This is a genomic window from Pseudomonas sp. COR18 (genome assembly GCF_048568395.1).
GTDB lineage: Bacteria > Pseudomonadota > Gammaproteobacteria > Pseudomonadales > Pseudomonadaceae > Aquipseudomonas > Aquipseudomonas fuscovaginae_B.
The window spans coordinates 5177634-5194134 of the sequence record NZ_CP183808.1 but is presented as its reverse complement, the minus strand read 5'-3'; the positions used below and the strand labels follow the sequence as shown (position 1 = coordinate 5194134).

13 protein-coding genes and 1 pseudogene are annotated in these 16501 nt (G+C 63.3%); 9 read left to right on the top strand and 5 right to left on the bottom strand.

Annotated features, from left to right (window positions below):
- The first annotated feature begins 294 nt into the window (after nt 1-294).
- Nucleotides 295-726 (top strand): DUF6124 family protein, encoded by a 432-nt coding sequence (locus ACM62G_RS23935; RefSeq protein ID WP_273822326.1) that lies wholly within the window; start codon nt 295-297, stop codon nt 724-726.
- 330 nt (nt 727-1056) lie between these two features.
- Here ACM62G_RS23935 and ACM62G_RS23930 read toward each other — a convergent pair whose 3' ends face one another.
- Both ACM62G_RS23930 and ACM62G_RS23925 read right to left on the bottom strand, forming a co-directional pair.
- Nucleotides 1057-2826 carry an acyl-CoA dehydrogenase C-terminal domain-containing protein gene (locus tag ACM62G_RS23930; RefSeq protein ID WP_419735749.1) on the bottom strand — a complete coding sequence of 590 codons (1770 nt, stop codon included), beginning with the start codon at nt 2824-2826 and terminating at the stop codon, nt 1057-1059.
- Nucleotides 2827-2841: 15 nt separating this feature from the next.
- Nucleotides 2842-4464, bottom strand: a complete 1623-nt coding sequence (locus ACM62G_RS23925) for an acyl-CoA synthetase (RefSeq protein ID WP_054058124.1) — start codon at nt 4462-4464, stop codon at nt 2842-2844.
- Nucleotides 4465-4663: 199 nt separating this feature from the next.
- Between ACM62G_RS23925 and ACM62G_RS23920 the strand changes: the two are divergent.
- Together ACM62G_RS23920 and ACM62G_RS23915 are read left to right on the top strand one after the other, a co-directional pair.
- A pseudogene (locus ACM62G_RS23920) lies at nt 4664-6462 on the top strand (PAS domain S-box protein).
- Complete coding sequence (locus tag ACM62G_RS23915) at nt 6462-7142, top strand: response regulator transcription factor (protein WP_054058126.1); 681 nt, start codon at nt 6462-6464, stop codon at nt 7140-7142. Before ACM62G_RS23920 ends, ACM62G_RS23915 begins: the two are co-directional and overlap by 1 nt.
- Here ACM62G_RS23915 and ACM62G_RS23910 read toward each other — a convergent pair.
- Nucleotides 7132-8607, bottom strand: coding sequence for an EAL domain-containing protein (locus tag ACM62G_RS23910; RefSeq protein ID WP_419735748.1), 1476 nt, complete (start codon nt 8605-8607; stop codon nt 7132-7134). The genes ACM62G_RS23915 and ACM62G_RS23910 overlap by 11 nt on opposite strands.
- Nucleotides 8608-9008: 401 nt before the next feature.
- Here ACM62G_RS23910 and ACM62G_RS23905 point away from each other — a divergent pair, with 401 nt between their 5' ends.
- Nucleotides 9009-9485: a hemerythrin domain-containing protein gene (locus ACM62G_RS23905; RefSeq protein ID WP_419735747.1), complete on the top strand. Its 477-nt coding sequence runs from the start codon at nt 9009-9011 to the stop codon at nt 9483-9485.
- Between the two features lie 175 nt (nt 9486-9660).
- Nucleotides 9661-10680 (top strand): LysR substrate-binding domain-containing protein, encoded by a 1020-nt coding sequence (locus ACM62G_RS23900; RefSeq protein ID WP_419735746.1) that lies wholly within the window; start codon nt 9661-9663, stop codon nt 10678-10680.
- On the opposite strand, the gene ACM62G_RS23895 is transcribed toward ACM62G_RS23900, so the two are convergent.
- Nucleotides 10605-11795: an MFS transporter gene (locus ACM62G_RS23895; RefSeq protein ID WP_419735745.1), complete on the bottom strand. Its 1191-nt coding sequence runs from the start codon at nt 11793-11795 to the stop codon at nt 10605-10607. The two genes, ACM62G_RS23900 and ACM62G_RS23895, sit on opposite strands and share 76 nt — an antisense overlap.
- Before the next feature lie 109 nt (nt 11796-11904).
- Here ACM62G_RS23895 and ACM62G_RS23890 point away from each other — a divergent pair, with 109 nt between their 5' ends.
- Nucleotides 11905-12339 carry a DUF6678 family protein gene (locus tag ACM62G_RS23890; RefSeq protein ID WP_054058130.1) on the top strand — a complete coding sequence of 145 codons (435 nt, stop codon included), beginning with the start codon at nt 11905-11907 and terminating at the stop codon, nt 12337-12339.
- Nucleotides 12340-12347: 8 nt separating this feature from the next.
- Here the strand turns inward: ACM62G_RS23890 and ACM62G_RS23885 are convergent, their stop codons facing one another.
- Nucleotides 12348-13232, bottom strand: coding sequence for a LysR family transcriptional regulator (locus ACM62G_RS23885; RefSeq protein ID WP_419735744.1), 885 nt, complete (start codon nt 13230-13232; stop codon nt 12348-12350).
- Between the two features lie 145 nt (nt 13233-13377).
- Here ACM62G_RS23885 and ACM62G_RS23880 point away from each other — a divergent pair, with 145 nt between their 5' ends.
- Genes ACM62G_RS23880 through ACM62G_RS23870 form a run of 3 tightly spaced genes read left to right on the top strand, consistent with a single transcriptional unit; the run spans nt 13378 to nt 16501 of the window.
- On the top strand, nt 13378-14580 hold the full coding sequence (locus ACM62G_RS23880) for an MFS transporter (RefSeq protein WP_419735743.1): 1203 nt from the start codon (nt 13378-13380) through the stop codon (nt 14578-14580).
- Between the two features lie 59 nt (nt 14581-14639).
- A complete protein-coding gene (locus ACM62G_RS23875; RefSeq protein ID WP_419735742.1) occupies nt 14640-15620 on the top strand; it encodes an MBL fold metallo-hydrolase in 981 nt (326 codons plus the stop codon).
- Between the two features lie 23 nt (nt 15621-15643).
- Nucleotides 15644-16501 carry an alpha/beta fold hydrolase gene (locus ACM62G_RS23870; protein WP_419735741.1) on the top strand — a complete coding sequence of 286 codons (858 nt, stop codon included), beginning with the start codon at nt 15644-15646 and terminating at the stop codon, nt 16499-16501.

Sequence of the window (16501 nt, the reverse complement as noted above, 5' to 3'; positions counted from 1 at the left end):
GAGCCTGTTTCCTACGCACTATAGGCATGGGAGAATATTGTCGACGCCTGCCCTGGTGGCTAGAGTCCAGAGGTCGCTGCCAATTCAGCGATCGGGCTTGGACACCCGGGATCTCACAGTGCGTACAGCACCGCGATAGCGGTTTTTTTGTGCTCGCATTATGGCGGGCTGTGCGCGGGACACTTTCGAGTGTGCCGGGTTATCTGTGTCCCGGTTGTCCAACCTGCGTACAGTTCGCCACCCTTCGCTTGGACACGAAAGTGGTGAACTTCTCCAATACACAGAGGATTCACCATGGTCAAAAAAATTACTCCCGACCCGCCACCCTGCAGCACCTCCAGCCCTGAGGAGAAAGCCGCCTACCTGCGCAAGATCATGCAGGAATCACTGGCACAGATAAAATCGGCGCCGCCTTGTACCCAAGAGCCAATTCCTCTCGACACACTCGCCACGACCGCCTTCAAAGCAGTAGAGGCCGGTACAGCAACCTCGCCGCCGCTGTTCTCTGTTCAACCAGGCGTCACCGCTCAGGATGCACTGACCCAAGTATCGGAATTGCTCAGAACTGCCGAGCTGAGCGCCGATGAAATCTGCCCTCGCCTGGTTGGTTTCGAACGGGATCTGCTGATGGGAATGGCGCGCTCGATCACGCTGTCACGAGCTGTCGTGGAGGCACTGCTTGATGGACATTCAGTTCCTGCCTTAGACACTTCGAAAGAGCTATGACGGCACTCCTTGCTTCATAAGACTACAGAGGACCGATACTCAAACGCATGCGAAAGGCAGCAGCTCGGAGGGCATGGACCTGAGGGTATCGGCGGCTGGAACGTTCTCTTCAGGCGCCTCTGAACCAAGACTCCCTTGGCATAAAAGATGTACATCGGGTCAGTATTATCACGCGCAACCCGCATCGCAACAGACGATGTTAAAAACACGGCTTTCAGGATTAGCGCCTGACTCGAACCTGCTCTGCCAGGCCTCGCCAGGAATAAAAATGCCCGCCTCACACCCCGAGCAAGGCGGGCATTTTTGCTGCCACTCTATCCTGAGTGCTGATCAGAACTGCTCGGGCCGCAGCTGGTACAGGCTGTGGCTGCCGGCCTTGATGCTGGCCTCCAAGGCCAACGAACGGGGCAACAGGCGCTGGAAGAAGAACTCGGCGCTGGCCAGCTTGGCTCCGTAGAACGCCGGATCGTCTGCCATGGCTGGTTGAGCCGCGGCCGCCATTCGTGCCCACATGTAGGCGTAGGCTGTCAGGCCGAACAACTGCAGGTACTCCACTGCGGAGGCGCTGATCAGGTTCGCGTCATCCACCGCATGGCGCATCAGCCAGTGGGAGGTGTCACTCAGCCGCTCAATGGCCTGGAGCACCGCATCGCGATGCAGTGGAGCATCGGCGCAGAACAGGCGGATCTCGTCGGTGAACACAGCCAGAGCCTGACCGCCGTCGGCCAGCACCTTGCGCCCCAGCAAATCCAGAGCCTGAATGCCATTGGTGCCCTCGTAGATCTGCGCGATGCGTACGTCCCGTACCAATTGCTCCTGGCCCCATTCGCGGATGTAGCCGTGGCCGCCATACACTTGCTGGCCCAGCACACAACTCTCCAGTCCATTGTCGGTGAAGAAGGCCTTGGCCACGGGCGTCAGCAGCGAGACCAGGCGCTGTGCGTTCTCGCGTTCCCCCGCAGCCTCGGCATAACGGGCCAGATCGAGTTGCTGGCCGACATAGGTGGCAAACGCGCGCCCGCCTTCTGTCAGGGCCCGCATGGTCAGCAACATGCGGCGGACATCACCATGGTGGATGATGGGGTCGGCCATCTTGTCCTTGGCCTGCGGGCCCATTGCAGAGCGGCTTTGCAGGCGCTCATTGGCGTAGCGGGCAGCGTTCTGGTACGAGGCCTCGGCACAGCCGATGCCCTGGATGCCAATGGACAAACGCTCGTAGTTCATCATGGTGAACATCGCCGCCAGCCCCTTGTTCGGCTCGCCCACCAGGTAACCCACCGCACCGTCGAAGTTCATGACGCAGGTGGCCGATGCCTTGATGCCCATCTTGTGCTCGATCGACCCGCAGTGGACGCCATTACGCTCGCCCAGGCCACCATCGGCACCGATCAGGTACTTGGGCACCAGGAACAGAGAGATACCTTTGGGGCCCGCCGGTGCATCGGGCAACTTGGCCAGCACCAGGTGAATGATGTTCTCGGTCAGGTCCTGCTCGCCGCCGGTGATGAAGATCTTGCTGCCCGTGATCCGGTAGCTGCCGTTTGCCTGCGGTTCAGCCCGCGTCCTGATCAACCCCAGATCGGTCCCGGCATGCGGCTCGGTCAGGCACATGGTGCCCGACCAGCGGCCTTCGTAGATCGGGGCAAGGAAGGTTTGCTTGAGAACCTCACTGGCGTGGGCATCGATGGCCAGGCAGCTCCCCGCACTCAGCGCCGAGTACAGACTGAAGCTGCTGTCGGCGGCATACATCATTTCCTCAAACAGCACCGAGAGCATCTTGGGCATGCCCATGCCGCCGTATTCAGGGTTGCCCCCCAGGCCCACCCATCCGCCCTCGCGATACGTCTGCCAGGCCGCCTGGAAACCTTCCGGGGTGGTCACCTCGCCAGCGTCGAAGCGAACACCCTGTTCATCTCCGTTGCGGCTCAACGGTGCAATCAGTTGCCCGGTGATCTTCGCCGCCTCCTCGAGGATGGCATCGGCGGTGTCCGTGTCGACACGCTCGGCCAGCGCCGGTAAACGGGCCCACATCGCCGGGCCCTGAAACACTTCATGAAGGACAAAACGCATGTCACGCAGCGGTGCAGTGTAATCAGTCATCTGTGAGTTCACCGTTCAAAGGGCCTTGGCCCAGTCGCGCAGGAGAAATTTCTGGATCTTGCCGGTCGAGGTCTTGGGCAGTTCACCAAACACCACGGTTTTGGGCACCTTGAAGCCGGCCAGGTGCTCGCGACACCAGGTGATGATGTCCGACGCTTGTGTCGCACCGTACCCGGGCTTGAGGGCGACGAAGGCGCACGGTGTCTCCCCCCACTTCTCGTCCGGACGGGCCACCACGGCAGCCTCAAGGACTGCCGGGTGCCTGTACAGGGTGTCCTCGACCTCGATGGTCGAGATGTTCTCGCCGCCGGAGATGATGATGTCCTTGAGCCGGTCCTTGATTTCAACATAGCCATCGGGATGCCAGACCGCCAGGTCACCGGTGTGAAACCAGCCTCCCCGGAAGGCCTCGGCCGTGGCCTCCGGGTTTTTCAGGTAGCCTTTCATGACGGTGTTACCCCGCATGAAGATCTCGCCCAGGGTATTACCGTCACGCGGCACCGGTTGAAGGGTCTGCGCGTCGGCGACCATCAGGCCGTCCAGTGTCGGGTAGCGCACCCCCTGGCGTGACTTGATCCGCGCACGTTCTTGCAACGACAGCGCGTCCCACTCGTCGTGCCAGGCGCAGACCGTCACCGGTCCATACACCTCGGTCAAACCGTAGGTATGGGTGACTTGAATGCCCATCTCCTCGATGGCACCGATGACCTTGGCCGGCGGCGCCGCACCGGCGACCATGGCCTGCACCCTGTGCTCGATCGCCGCCTTGGCGGTATCGGGCATGTTGACCAGGGCGTTCAACACGATCGGTGCGCTACACAGGTGGGTCACCCGGTGCTCGCGGATCAGGATGAGGATCTTCTGCGGGTCGACCCGACGCAGGAACACATGGGTACCCGCCAGGGCAGTGATGGTCCAGGGATAGCACCAGCCGTTGCAATGGAACATCGGCAGGGTCCACAGGTAAACCGGGCGATGGCCCATGGTCCAGGTCATCTGGTTGCCGATGGCATTGAGGTAGGCACCGCGATGATGGTAGACCACGCCCTTGGGGTTGCCGGTGGTGCCGGAGGTGTAGTTCAGCGAAATCGCCGCCCACTCATCATCCGGCCATTGCCAGGCAAATGCCGGATCGCCCTCGGCCAGAAACGCCTCATACCCCAGCTCGCTGACAGCCTGGCCCTCGCCAAACTCCGGATCGTCCACGTCGATGACCAACGGCGGATGCTCCAGCCTACCCAGTGCATCGCTGATCACACGGTGAAACTCACGATCGCCGATCAGCACCTTGGCCTCACCGTGCCGGAGCATGAAGGCAATCGCTTCGGCATCCAGGCGCACATTGAGGGTGTTGAGCACCGCCCCGGTCATGGGCACACCAAAGTGCGCTTCCAGCATCTCGGGAATGTTCGGCAGCATCACCGCCACGGTATCGCCAGGGCCGACACCGCGCCCCGCCAGGGCGCTTGCCAGCCGCCGACAGCGCTCATAGGTCTGGCTCCAGTTACGCCGGATAGCACCGTGGATCACGGCCGGATATTCACCGTAGATGGCGGCGGTTCGCTCAATGAAACTCAAGGGGGTCAAGGCGACGTGATTGACAGGGGTGGGCTGCAAGCCCTGGGAGAAGATCGACATGCGGTCATCCTGTGTGGGAGCCAGGCGCAGCCAGTGCGCATGATCCCCGGTGGCTGATTGTTAGCTCTGATCAGGGGTCGGGAGCTGAGCAAGGCCTCAGACTCCCACCGTCGCTTTTTACGCGAACCACTATATTAGTTGGATTATTTACCATAGCAATATGGTACAAATACTATAAAACAAGCTGAAACCGATAAAAATGAGATCATTCCCCCTGCTGGAAAAAGATCCACAGCCCACGCTGCTCGCAGGTGCCGACGCCCAGCCACTGAGCCTGAACCCTGCCCTGCAGGCCTTGATTGCCGAGTCTGGCGAGTTGGGGAACGTGCTGGCGGCCAATCACCCCGCGCTGGTCCAGGCCTGTCTGCGACAAAACCGTTCGATCATTGACGTGGAGGTCGTACGGGATGAGCGAACCTTCCTCTGGACCTATGTGCCCGATGAGACGAACGGGCAAGTCCTGGTGCGCTGCCGGGATGCCAGTGAGGAGCGCCATAGCATTCGAGAGGCCAGCCGCGCGCGTCGGCTCTACCGCCTGATCACGGAAAACACCACCGACCTGATCTCTCGCCATAGTCCCGATGGGGTGTGTCTCGATGCCTCGCCGGCCGCGTACCGCTTGCTCGGCCTGTGGCCCGAGCAACTGCGTGACAGGCCGGTGCAAGCATTGCTGCACCCGCGTGAATGCCGGGAGGTGCTAGCCGTGGCCGCCGCGGCGTTGGTGCAGGACGGCTACCACACCATGACCTGCCGGATACGCCACACCGATGGGGGCTACCGCTGGTTCGAGATTGCCAGCCATGCCATCCGCGAGACCTACACGGGTGCGGTGGCAGAGATCGTCAGCATTTCGCGCGATGTCAGCGTTCGCGTGGAGGCCCAGGAAAACCGCCGTCGTCTGGCCGAGGTCGTTGAGGCCAATACCGACCTGGTGCTGTTCATCGATCGCCAGGGGCACATCAGCTACCTGAATGCCTCCGCACGTCGGGCCTTGGCACTCGATGGCCTGCAGGCGCTGCCCCCCTCGCCGCGCTGCTGGATGATCAGACGCGCCAGAGGCTGGACACCGAAGGGTGGGAGAACGCTGAGCGACAGGGGGTGTGGCAGACAGAGGCACGGCTTCAGCCGTGGCGCGAAGGCGGCCCCTTTCCGGTCTCCCTGGTGCTGCTGGCCCATCGCGCCATTGGCGCAGAACGCTACTACTCTCTCGTGGCCCGCGACATGACGGAACGCGAACTGCGGGAACAGCAGTCGCGACGGCATCAGGATGAGCTGGCTCACACCGCACGCCTGATGACCCTCGGCGAGCTGGCCTCCGGCATCGCCCACGAAATCAATCAGCCCCTGGCAGCGGTGGTCAATTACGCCAGTGCCAGTCAGCGCTACCTGCAAAGTCTCGACCACGACCCGAAGGCCCGCGACCGGATCAGCCAAGGCCTGCAACGCATCAGTGAACAGGCCACTCACGCCGCGCAGGTGATTCGGCGGCTTCGCGCCTTCCTGCGCAAAGAGCCCCGCCGACTGCAGGAACTGGTCCCGGCCCAGGTGGCCAGCGAAGCGGTACGCCTGTGTGCCTGGGAAGCGTTGCGGGATCAGGTCAGCATAGAGTTGCGCATGGCCGATGACCTGCCAGGCGTGTACGCCGACCCTGTGCTGCTCGAACAGGTCCTGCTCAATCTGCTGCGTAACGCGATTGATGCCAATCGGGAGCAGCATGGCGGCCAACCGTCGCGTATTCTGCTCGGCGCCGAGCGCCAGGGTGATTGGTTGCAGATCGAGGTGACGGATCAGGGGGGCGGCGTGCCCGCCGAGCGTCTCGATGAGATTTTCACCCCCTTCACCACCAGCAAGCCTGAGGGGCTGGGGCTTGGCCTGTCGATGAGCCGCAGCATCGTCGAAGGCTTCGGTGGGAGCTTGCAGGCACGGGCCGGCAACACGGGTGGTTTGGTGCTGTGCTGCAGGCTGCCGGTCAATAACGGATGGAAAGAGGAACGCTGATGAAGGCAACGGTGTATGTGATCGACGATGACCAGGGCATGCTCGACTCAACCGTCTGGCTGCTGGAGTCGGTGGGCCTGGAGGCCGTTCCGTTTACCAGCGGCCAGGCCTTCCTTGACGCCGTCGATCCTGCCGGGCCGGCCTGCGTGCTGCTCGACGTTCGCATGCCGGCCATGGGCGGTCTGGCTGTCCAGGAGACGCTCCACAAGCGCGGCCTCAAGATCCCGGTGATTTTTGTCAGCGCCCATGCCGATGTGCCCATCGTCGTTCGCGCCTTCAAGGCCGGCGCCTGCGACTTCATCGAAAAGCCCTACAACGATCAGCTGTTGCTCGACAGCGTTCAGGCAGCACTGCATCGTGCAGGCAGTTCGCTCGCCGGCACGACGGAACTGGCCCAGGTTCAGGAGCGAATCGACAGCCTCACGCCGCGGGAACGGGATGTCTTCATTCCCCTCGTCCAGGGGTTGAGCAACCGAGAGATCGCCGAACACCTGGACGTGAGCATCAAGACCATCGACCTGTATCGGAGTCGGGTGATGAAGCGAATGCAAGCGCAGAGCCTGCCCTCGCTCGTGGGGATGGCCATTGCCTGCGGTCTGATCGACGCCCTGAGTTTGCGAGCCAGGGTGACAGACGACTCGCCGCCGTCACGGGAAGCCCGCTTCGAGTTCAGGGCTTGAGTGTCAGGCTGGCCAGATCGATCCTGGACAGCAGTTCGTCGATCGGCAGCGCCTTGCTGAACAGCCAGCCCTGGGCAAAGGCCTGGGGGCAGAGGTTCAGGACCGCTTGCCGCTGCTGTTCGGTCTCAACGCCCTCGAAGATCACCTGGGCATCCATGGCCTCGGCGATCTCGTTGACCTTGAGCAGGGCGAACGCCGCCGGCGAGCAATCGCCCACCGCACTGGTAAAGGATCGGTCGATCTTTATCTTGTCGACCCGCAGATTGGCGAGGTAGGACAAACTCGAGTAGCCGGCCCCGAAGTCGTCGACAAACACCTGGCCGCCCAGGGCGCGGAATTCATCGATTTTCTGCGCGACCATCGCCATGTTCGCCGTGGAGCTCTCCAGCACCTCGATCGCCAGTTGTGCCAGTCGGACGTTCGCCCGCGCGGCCTCGGCCTTCAAGAAAACCAGGGTCCTGGGGTCCAGCAGATCCCTGGCCGCCAGGTTGATGCTGGCATACAACGGTGGATTGGCCTGCAACACCGTGGACAGCTCGGCCAGGCATTTTCGCAGGACGATTTTATTGAGATCAAAGGCCAGCCCCAACTCCGCCGCCACGCTGAAAAAGCTGTCGGGCGCCACCCAGCCAAGCTCCGGGTCGTGCCACCTGGACAGCACCTCCATGCCACAGATCCGGCCGCTGCCAGCCTGGACAATCGGCTGATAGACAAGATCGATGCGCGAATGTCGAATCGCCTTTTTCAAGCGCACCGGCAATGACCTGGATTGGGTGATTCTGTGGTTGAGCGCATACCAGGCCAGGCCACCGAATACCGCCCCCAGAAGGATCACAAGGCCGAGCAGTCCGGCATGCTTGCAGGACAGAACATGGCTTTGCACCTGCGCCTCCACGCAGATGCTGAACCGGTCCGAGCAGACCCTGACGTTCTTGCCCTCCAGATAGCCCAGACGCTTGAGCTGGCCGAAGGAACGCATGATCAGTTGCCCGTCCGCCGAGCTCACCCGCGCACTCAATTCCTCGGGTGGCGATTCGAAAGAGGAAAACGCTACCGGGGAAGTCACCACGAACGCCGAGCCCCGGGAGGTGATATCCACGTTGATGTGCCTGCCGTCATCATCGAAGACCGCCCGCCAGAGCATCGAACCGGTCTTGCCCAACTTGCCATCGCCCTCGATCCGGTACTTTGCCGATGCCCCCCACAGCGCCGAACACTGTACGTCACGGTCGATCATTCGGCCGGCGTCCCGCACGAACCGGTAATGGAAGGCGATCTGTTTCAGGCTTGCCTGATCGTCCTCGCGACAGATCGGGTTCGAATCCCGATTGATGGCCTCCAGCGCGGTCACGATATTGTCCGCAACCGAATCGGCCTGGAGCAGGATCGCGCGCGCATAGGCGTCCACACGGCTTTCGGACGCGGCCAGCCACACGATCTGGGCCACCCAGATGGACAGCGCCACACCGCAGGCCACCCATACGGCCAAATGCAGAAGCGTACGCCACCTCCCGCTGTCTCTGTAACCGGGCATCCCTGAACCTTATAGCGACTCGCTATTGTCGAAGTTTTTCATCAGCTGGCGATCCTGCACTCAACCGTAGCCCAGCACCAGCAGGTTGCCATCATCGGCCGGCGGATCCAGGTGTCCGGTGCCGCTGCCGGTTGGCAGGGCTATCTGCATCATCGCCGCAACCCGTTCGTGCAGCCTGCATGACCGCCATTCGCCATCACCCGGCGCAACCGCCTGAAAAACAGGAGGTTTCATCATTCACGGGGCTGGCACGACAAATGCCACTACTCTCCCGAGATCATCGCGCCGACGCAGATCGGCCGCCCTTTCATACGTGATAGCGAGGTACCCCCATGAACGCCATCGAGCTGCTCAAAGCCGACCACGAAAAGGTCAAGACCCTCCTCACCCAACTCAGCGAGTCGACCGACCGGGCGCAAAAGAAACGCACCGAGCTGCTGCAGAAACTGGAGCTGGAAGTCACCATTCATACGCAGCTTGAAGAGGAAATTCTCTATCCCGCCTTCAAGGAAGCAGGCGGCAGGCAGCAGGAGCAAATGTACCATGAGGCCAAGGAGGAACACCGCACGGTGGACTCGCTGGTGCTGCCCGACCTGAAGAATACCTCCCCGACCACACCCGAGTTCGCCGGTCGCGTCAAGGTGGTCAAGGAACTGCTGGAACACCACATCGAGGAAGAGGAAAACGAGATGTTTCCAGAAGCCGAGAAGCTCCTCGGCAAGGAAAAACTCGAGAGCCTGGGAGAGCAGATGCAGGTGCTCAAGGCATCGCTGAAAAAAAACCTGAGTGCCTCGAAGATGGCTGCCTGAAGCGGCCTGCCGGGTCGCGCGCAACCTGAGCGCCTGCGTGAAGACGCTCAGGTTGCGCGCGGCCGTTACGGAACTTGGGAAGCGTCGCACGCGGCTGTTCGCCGAAGCACTCCCTGACGGAGCGTGCCGCCAGAGGGTGTAGGATTGGCAGGCACTCATCAATGGCGGAGTTTCCATGTTCTCGTCTGAACGACTCAAGGGTATCGACGTCTTCGTCACGGTGGCGGACCTTGGGAGCTTCACGGCCGCGGCGGAGCGTTTGAACCTCAGCAGTTCGGCCGTCAGCAAAAGCGTGGCACGCCTGGAAGGCCGGCTGGGCCGGCGGCTGTTCAATCGCACCACCCGGCGACTGGCCCTGACCGAGGCCGGGGTGGTGTTCTACAAGACCTGCGCTTCGGTTCTCGCCGACCTGGAGGAAGTCGAGCACGCCCTGGTGGCCGAGAGTGATGAGCTTCACGGAAAGATTCGGATAGACCTCCCCGCCGCCTATGGCAGGTTGCACGTGCTGCCGTTGATCCTGGAGTTCGTCCGTGCCCACCCGTTGCTGCAGCCGCATATCTCCTTCTCCGACCGGTTCGTCGACCCCGTGCATGAAGGTATCGATATTCTGGTGCGCATCGGCGGACCGGACACCTGGCCGGCCGCACTGGGCCATGAGTATTTCGGCTCCCAGCGGATGATGTTCTGCGCATCGCCTGCCTACATCGAGACTCACGGTGCCCCCCGGACCGAACCTGACCTGGATGACCACCATTGCGTCGGTTACGGTCTGGCCGACGGCAGGGTCAGCCCCTGGTATTTCAAGGGCCGACTACCGGGCGATATCGAGCGCCGGGTTGTCCAGGCCCGAATCGCCGTGGGAGATGGCGAAGGCGAAGTCGCGGCCATTCTGGCGGGACACGGCATTGGCCAACTGCCCACCTGGCTGATTCAGAGCCACCTCGAGGCCGGTACCCTGGTGGAAGTCCTGCCCGACCTGGCCCTGGACAGCATGCCGATGAACCTGGTCTGGCAGAAGAGCCGCGAGGGCTTGCCCAAAGTGAGGGCACTGCTGGACTACCTGCTCCCACGCCTCTGCATCCATGGCACGCAGGTCGTCCCCCGGACCGCGCCGCCCCCTCACTCGGATGGGGCCAGCCGGGACACCATCGGTATCAGGGCCAGGGCACTCACCGCGACGACAGCCGCCACATAACCGACAGACTCGACCCCCGCGTGCGTGATGGTCAGCCCGCCGATGATTGCCCCCAGCCCAATACCGGCATTGGCGGCAGACACATTGGTGGTACCGGCCAGGGCCTGGGAATGACTGACCGAACTCATGACCCTGACCTGGCTGACCGGATAAAGCGCCGTGTTCGCCACGCCCCAAAGGCCCAGGGCCAGGCAGAACACGATGCCCAGCTGTGCCAGCGGCACGACTGCGCCCATGCCGATCGCGAGCAGCACCAGGAACAGTGCCGAAGCCTTGATCGGCGATTGGTCGACGATCCTGCCGCCAAGCCAGTTGCCGACCAGGCCAATGGCACCGAAGCCCATCAACCACCAACCGACATGCGCGGAATCGACGCCGGCCACCCGTTCGAGGAGGTCCGCCAGGTAGGTATAGGCCACGAACATCGCGGTAAACACCAGCACCGAGAGCATCACGTTGGCGAGGAAGAACGGCTCCCGGAAGATTCGGGCCTGTTGACGCCAGTCGACCTTGGGTACCCGTTCAACGCCTGGCATGCAGGCCATGATTGCCAGCGCCATGATCAGCGACAGGCCGGCCAGCACCCAAAAGGCCCCTCTCCAACCGATGAGGTGGGCGGCCACCGTACCCAGCGGAATCCCCAGCAGCATGGCCGCGGAAATACCCAGGTAGACTCTGGAAATCGCCTGCCCGGCTGCCTGCGGGCCGGCGAGCTTGCCCGCGGTTTCGCTGGCCGTTCCCCAGAAGACCGGGAGCATGAGCGCAGGAACGATTCGCGCGACCGCCAGCACCCAGAAGTTCGTGGAAGCAGCGGCCAGTGCGTTGGCGGCGGCGAAGAGCAGGAGGATCGCGATGAACAGCTTCTTTCTGTCCAGATGCGAAAGTGCGGCGGTAAGCGCTGGGCCGAAGATCATCACGGTGAAGGCGAACAGCGTGACGAGTTGGCCGGCCAAGGCAATCGAAAGGTTCAGGTCACGCGCCAGCGCCGGCAAAAGCCCCACGATCAGGAACTCGGTGGTCACGATCAGGAACGCCGAGAACGCCAGGATCGCAATGCTGAGCCGGGTGCCTCTGGCTGCGCAAGCGACGGGGCGGGTTGAATCGTATGCCGACATCAGAATGTCTCTCCAGTGGAAATGGGAGCATTCTATTTATTATTTTTTGTCCGATTTAGGGCATCTAGTCATTTATCAAGCGAACCAGATTCATCAATCGTGAGGGCACATGAACGAATTTCCCCGGGCCGGCACCGGCCATGACGACGCGATGCGCAAGAAAATCCGTGCCGCCGTCGCCACCAGAAACCTCGCCAGCGCGGCGAACAACACCAAATGGGATGAGCTGATCGAGTATTTCCGCGAACGCGATGGCTGGTCGCCGTCCTATCGATCCAAGTACGTCACCGGCTATATCTCGGGCTGGGACGTCGAGTGGTTCTGCCACCTGCCGTTTCCCTTCGCCGGCGTGGAATGGTTCGATATCGGCCTATGGGAAATGGCCCCGTCACAGGGCCGGCTGCTGCCCCAGACGATCATCGATCACACCGATGAGATCACGACGGTCGTCGCCCGCATCGGCTTCGAGTTCGAAGTGCGCAACGATGTGCTGCGAATCTGGGGCTACCTGCCCAAGTCCTACGAGGATTTCCCGCCGGCCTGACAGGCCGGTCAGCTCGGCCTTTGCTGGATGTGGCTCTCCAACGCATCGATGAACATCCGTACCTTGAGCGGCACCAGCCGCGCCGTGGGGTACACCGCCCAGATGGCCAGGGGCTCGGGTTCGGCATCCGCCAGCACCAGTCGTTCGACGGCACCTGCGGCGAGGGCCGGTTCGACGTACCAGCTGGACAGGTTGGCAATGCCCAGCCCGCCTGCGCAGGCTTCGTACAGCGCATCGATGGAACTGGCGGCAAACCGCCCCGCCACTCGCTGCCGGACGCTCTTCTCTGCGCACACGAACGACCAGTGCGAGGTCCCCGAGATCACCAGGCAGTCATGGGCTGACAGCTCTGCCAGCGAGGCGGGCCGCCCATGGCTTGCCAGATAACCCGGTGCGACACAGAGCACCCGGGGGCTGTCGGCCAGGCGCCGCGCCACCAGTCGGTTGTCCCGCAGTGGCGCGATGCGGATCGCCACGTCGATGCCCTGCGCAACGATATCCACCTGCTCGTCGGTGGAAAGCAGGTCGACCCGCAGTGCCGGGTGCTGGGCCATGAACGAGGCCAGCATCGGCGCCACCACCTTGCGGGCGAAGGCGGCCGATGCGGTGATACGCAGGTGCCCGGACAGCGCATTGCCGTGGGGACGCAGATCGGCCAGGGCATTGGCCCGCCCTTCGAGCAGCGCCTGCGCGTGCGGCAGGAAGGTCTCGCCGTCGCTGGTGGGCGACAGCGAGCGGGTGGTGCGGTGCACCAGCCGCACGCCGAGCTCGGCCTCCAGGCTGTTCAGGCTCCGGGAGGCGGCCATCGCCGTCAGGGACAGGCGGCGGGCCGCCCCGGCGAGGCTGCCAACCTGTACCGCTTCGACGAAGACCTCGACATCCTCAAGTCTCATTACATCGATTTCCGTTAGATTGCCGTAACGATTTCAACATCTACACCATTTCCGGTTATATCGCCATAGTTGCCCCCACATCACGACGCCCTCACGGCCTCACTCTCTGAGGCAGGTGGAACGGGTGATCGCGCAAGGGCAGATCATGAACAGCACAACCGCACTCGCAGAACAGACAAGCGCCCCGCCAGGGATCAATACCGGGCTCACCTTCGCCATGGCCGCCTCCGCCGGGCTGGCGGTGGCGAACATCTACTACAACCAGCCGATGCTGGGCATCCTGGAGAACGAGCTGCCCGGCAGCCTCACGGCACTGGTACCGACCGCCACGCAGCTGGGCTATGCCATCGGCCTGTTCGCCCTGGTGCCCCTGGGCGACCTCATCGAACGCCGGCGCCTGATCATGACCCAGTTCGCGCTGCTGGCCGCGACCCTGATCGCCGCCGCCCTGGCCCCCACTGCGGCGATCCTGCTGATCGCCTCGTTCCTGCTCGGCATGACCTCCACCGTCGCGCAGCAGATCGTGCCCTTCGCCGCCCAACTGGCGCAGCCGGAGCGGCGCGGCGCCGTGGTCGGCACGGTCATGTCCGGGGTGCTGTGCGGTATCCTGCTCAGCCGGACGCTGTCCGGTTTCGTCGCGGCGCATTATGGCTGGCGCGCCATGTTCTGGCTGGGCGTACCCCTGGCCCTGTTTGCCGGCACGCTCATGGCCGTGGCCCTGCCCCGCAGCCTGCCCAGCGCCCAAACGTCCTATGCCCGCCTGATCGGGTCGATGCTGCACCTGTGGCGCGCCCACGCTGAACTGCGTGTGGCGGCGATCACCCAGGCGCTGCTGTTCGCCGCCTTCACCACCTTCTGGACCGTACTCGCCCTGCGCCTGGAGCAACCCGGTTTCGACCTCGACGCCCAGGCCGCCGGCCTGTTCGGTATCGTCGGTGCCATCGGCATCCTGGCCGCCCCGATGGCCGGGCGCATCGCCGACCGTCGCGGCCCGCACAAGGTGATCATCGTCGGCACCCTGCTGACATTCGCCTCGTGGCTGCTGTTCGGCCTGTGGACCTCCCTCACCGGCATCGTGATCGGCTGCATCCTGCTCGACTTCGCCGTGCAGAGCGTCCTGGTCTCCAACCAGCACATCGTCTACACGCTCCAGCCGCAAGCCCGCGCCCGCCTGAACACCCTCTTCATGGGTTCGATGTTCCTCGGCGGTGCCGCCGGTGCGGCGGCCGCGACACAGGTCTGGCAGAGCAGCGGCTGGCTCGGCATCTCGGTGCTGGGCGCGGCACTGGCGATCGTCGCCACCCTGGTGCAGCTCACGGCCATCCGCGGCCGCCGCAGCCTCTGCTGAATCAGCCAAACGGCAAGCCCCCAATCCCACTCACCGAAATGAACGTTAAGAGCCCAACCATGAAAAATCTCGCAAGCATCCTCGCACTGGCCAGTCTGGCTTTCATCGACCAGGCCCTGGCAGAGGCCCCCGAGCCGGTTCACCAGCAAGTCCCCGGCTATTTCCGCCAGGCCATCGGCGACTTTGAAGTCACCGCCCTCTTCGACGGCTACAACGACCTGTCACCGGGCCTGCTCAAGGGCCTGTCGCCCGAGAAAATCCGTGGCCTGCTCAAACGCCAGGCCATCGGACCGGACCGGATGCCCACCACCTTCAACGCCTACCTGATCAACACCGGCAAGCACCTGGTACTGGTCGACAGCGGGGCTGGCCACTGCGTGCCGCAGACCGCCGGGCAACTGGTGCCGAACCTCCAGGCTTCCGGCTACCAGCCGGCCCAGGTCGACACGATCTTCCTGACGCACCTGCACCTGGACCACGTCTGCGGTCTGGTCGACGCACAGGGCAAGGCGCTGTTCCCCAACGCCACGGTCTATGTCGCCCAGGCCGAAGCCGACTTCTGGCTGGACCCACAGCGAAAGGCCAACGCACCGGAAAACGCCAGGGAATACTTCGATATCGCCCAGCACGCCCTCGCGCCCTACCAGGACAGCGGCCGACTCAAGACCTTCACCCCACCCGCCTCGCCGATCCCGGAAGTGCAAGCGGCCTACGCCATCGGCCATACCCCGGGCAGCACGGTCTATCGCTTCGCCTCGAACGGTTCGGCGATCAGCTTCATCGGTGACCTGATCCACAACGCGGCCGTGCAGTTCGACCATCCCGAGGTCGCCATCCGCTTCGACGTCGACCCGAAAAAGGCCGTCAAGGCACGCCAGGACGAGTTCTTCCAATTGGCGGCGGACGGTGAATGGCTGGCGGCGGCCCATCTGCCGTTCCCGGGCATCGGCCATGTCACCCAGGCGGGCAAACACTTCACCTGGGTGCCGGCCCTGTATGGCCCCTACACCCGTGCAGCCGACGTTCCCTTGCTGAAATAACCCCTGCCCAAAGGAGCTTCAACATGAAAAGCTACACAGTGACGGCCAACGGCATCCGTCAATTCGTGGTCGAGGAAGGCGCAGGCGCCCCGGTCATCCTGCTGCATGGGTTCCCGGAAACGAACTTCGCCTGGCGCTACCAGATCCCGGTGCTGTCGAAACACTTCCGGGTCATCGCGCCGGACCTGCGCGGCTACGGCGAAACCGACAAGCCGGCCGCCGGCTACGACAAGCGCAACATGGCCCGGGACATCCGTGAACTGATGCGCGAGCTGGGTATCGAGAAGGTCGCGCTGGTGGGCCACGACCGTGGCGCCCGCGTGGCCACCCGCTTCGCCAAGGACTACCCCGAGCTGGTGGACCGCCTGGTGGTGATGGACAACGTGCCGACCCGGATCGTCGCGCGGGACCTGAATGCCTCGATCGCCAAGGCCTACTGGTTCTTCCTGTTCCACCTGGTGCCGGACCTGCCGGAGGCGCTGATCGCCGGCCGCGAACACATCTGGCTGCGGCATTTCTTCTCGGACTGGACCTACGACCCGTCGACCATCAGCGGCGAAGCTTTCGACACCTACGTCCGGGCTTACCAGGCTCCAGGCGCGGTACGCGGGGCGATGGCCGACTACCGGGCCAACGCCGAGGATATCGCCCAGGACCTCGAGGATGCCGAAGTGAAGATCGCCTGCCCGGTGATGTCGCTGTGGGGCAACGACTTCCACGCGGTCGGCAAGCTCTTCGACATGACCAGCGTCTGGGCGGAGATGGCCGACAACCTGCAGGCCTACCCCATCGAAGCGTGCGGGCACCTGCCCCAGGAAGAGCAGCCGGAGAAGGTCAATGAACTGCTGCTGAACTTCCTCGAGGGCTGGCGCGGCAAGTGA

Bases quoted from the DNA above. Each gene is read 5' to 3' on its own strand.
- ACM62G_RS23935 (WP_273822326.1), top strand. From the start codon at position 295: ATGGTCAAAAAAATTACTCCCGACCCGCCACCCTGCAGCACCTCCAGC.
- ACM62G_RS23930 (WP_419735749.1), bottom strand. From the start codon at position 2,826: ATGACTGATTACACTGCACCGCTGCGTGACATGCGTTTTGTCCTTCAT.
- ACM62G_RS23925 (WP_054058124.1), bottom strand. From the start codon at position 4,464: ATGTCGATCTTCTCCCAGGGCTTGCAGCCCACCCCTGTCAATCACGTC.
- ACM62G_RS23915 (WP_054058126.1), top strand. From the start codon at position 6,462: ATGAAGGCAACGGTGTATGTGATCGACGATGACCAGGGCATGCTCGAC.
- ACM62G_RS23905 (WP_419735747.1), top strand. From the start codon at position 9,009: ATGAACGCCATCGAGCTGCTCAAAGCCGACCACGAAAAGGTCAAGACC.
- ACM62G_RS23900 (WP_419735746.1), top strand. From the start codon at position 9,661: ATGTTCTCGTCTGAACGACTCAAGGGTATCGACGTCTTCGTCACGGTG.
- ACM62G_RS23895 (WP_419735745.1), bottom strand. From the start codon at position 11,795: ATGTCGGCATACGATTCAACCCGCCCCGTCGCTTGCGCAGCCAGAGGC.
- ACM62G_RS23890 (WP_054058130.1), top strand. From the start codon at position 11,905: ATGAACGAATTTCCCCGGGCCGGCACCGGCCATGACGACGCGATGCGC.
- ACM62G_RS23885 (WP_419735744.1), bottom strand. From the start codon at position 13,232: ATGAGACTTGAGGATGTCGAGGTCTTCGTCGAAGCGGTACAGGTTGGC.
- ACM62G_RS23880 (WP_419735743.1), top strand. From the start codon at position 13,378: ATGAACAGCACAACCGCACTCGCAGAACAGACAAGCGCCCCGCCAGGG.
- ACM62G_RS23875 (WP_419735742.1), top strand. From the start codon at position 14,640: ATGAAAAATCTCGCAAGCATCCTCGCACTGGCCAGTCTGGCTTTCATC.
- ACM62G_RS23870 (WP_419735741.1), top strand. From the start codon at position 15,644: ATGAAAAGCTACACAGTGACGGCCAACGGCATCCGTCAATTCGTGGTC.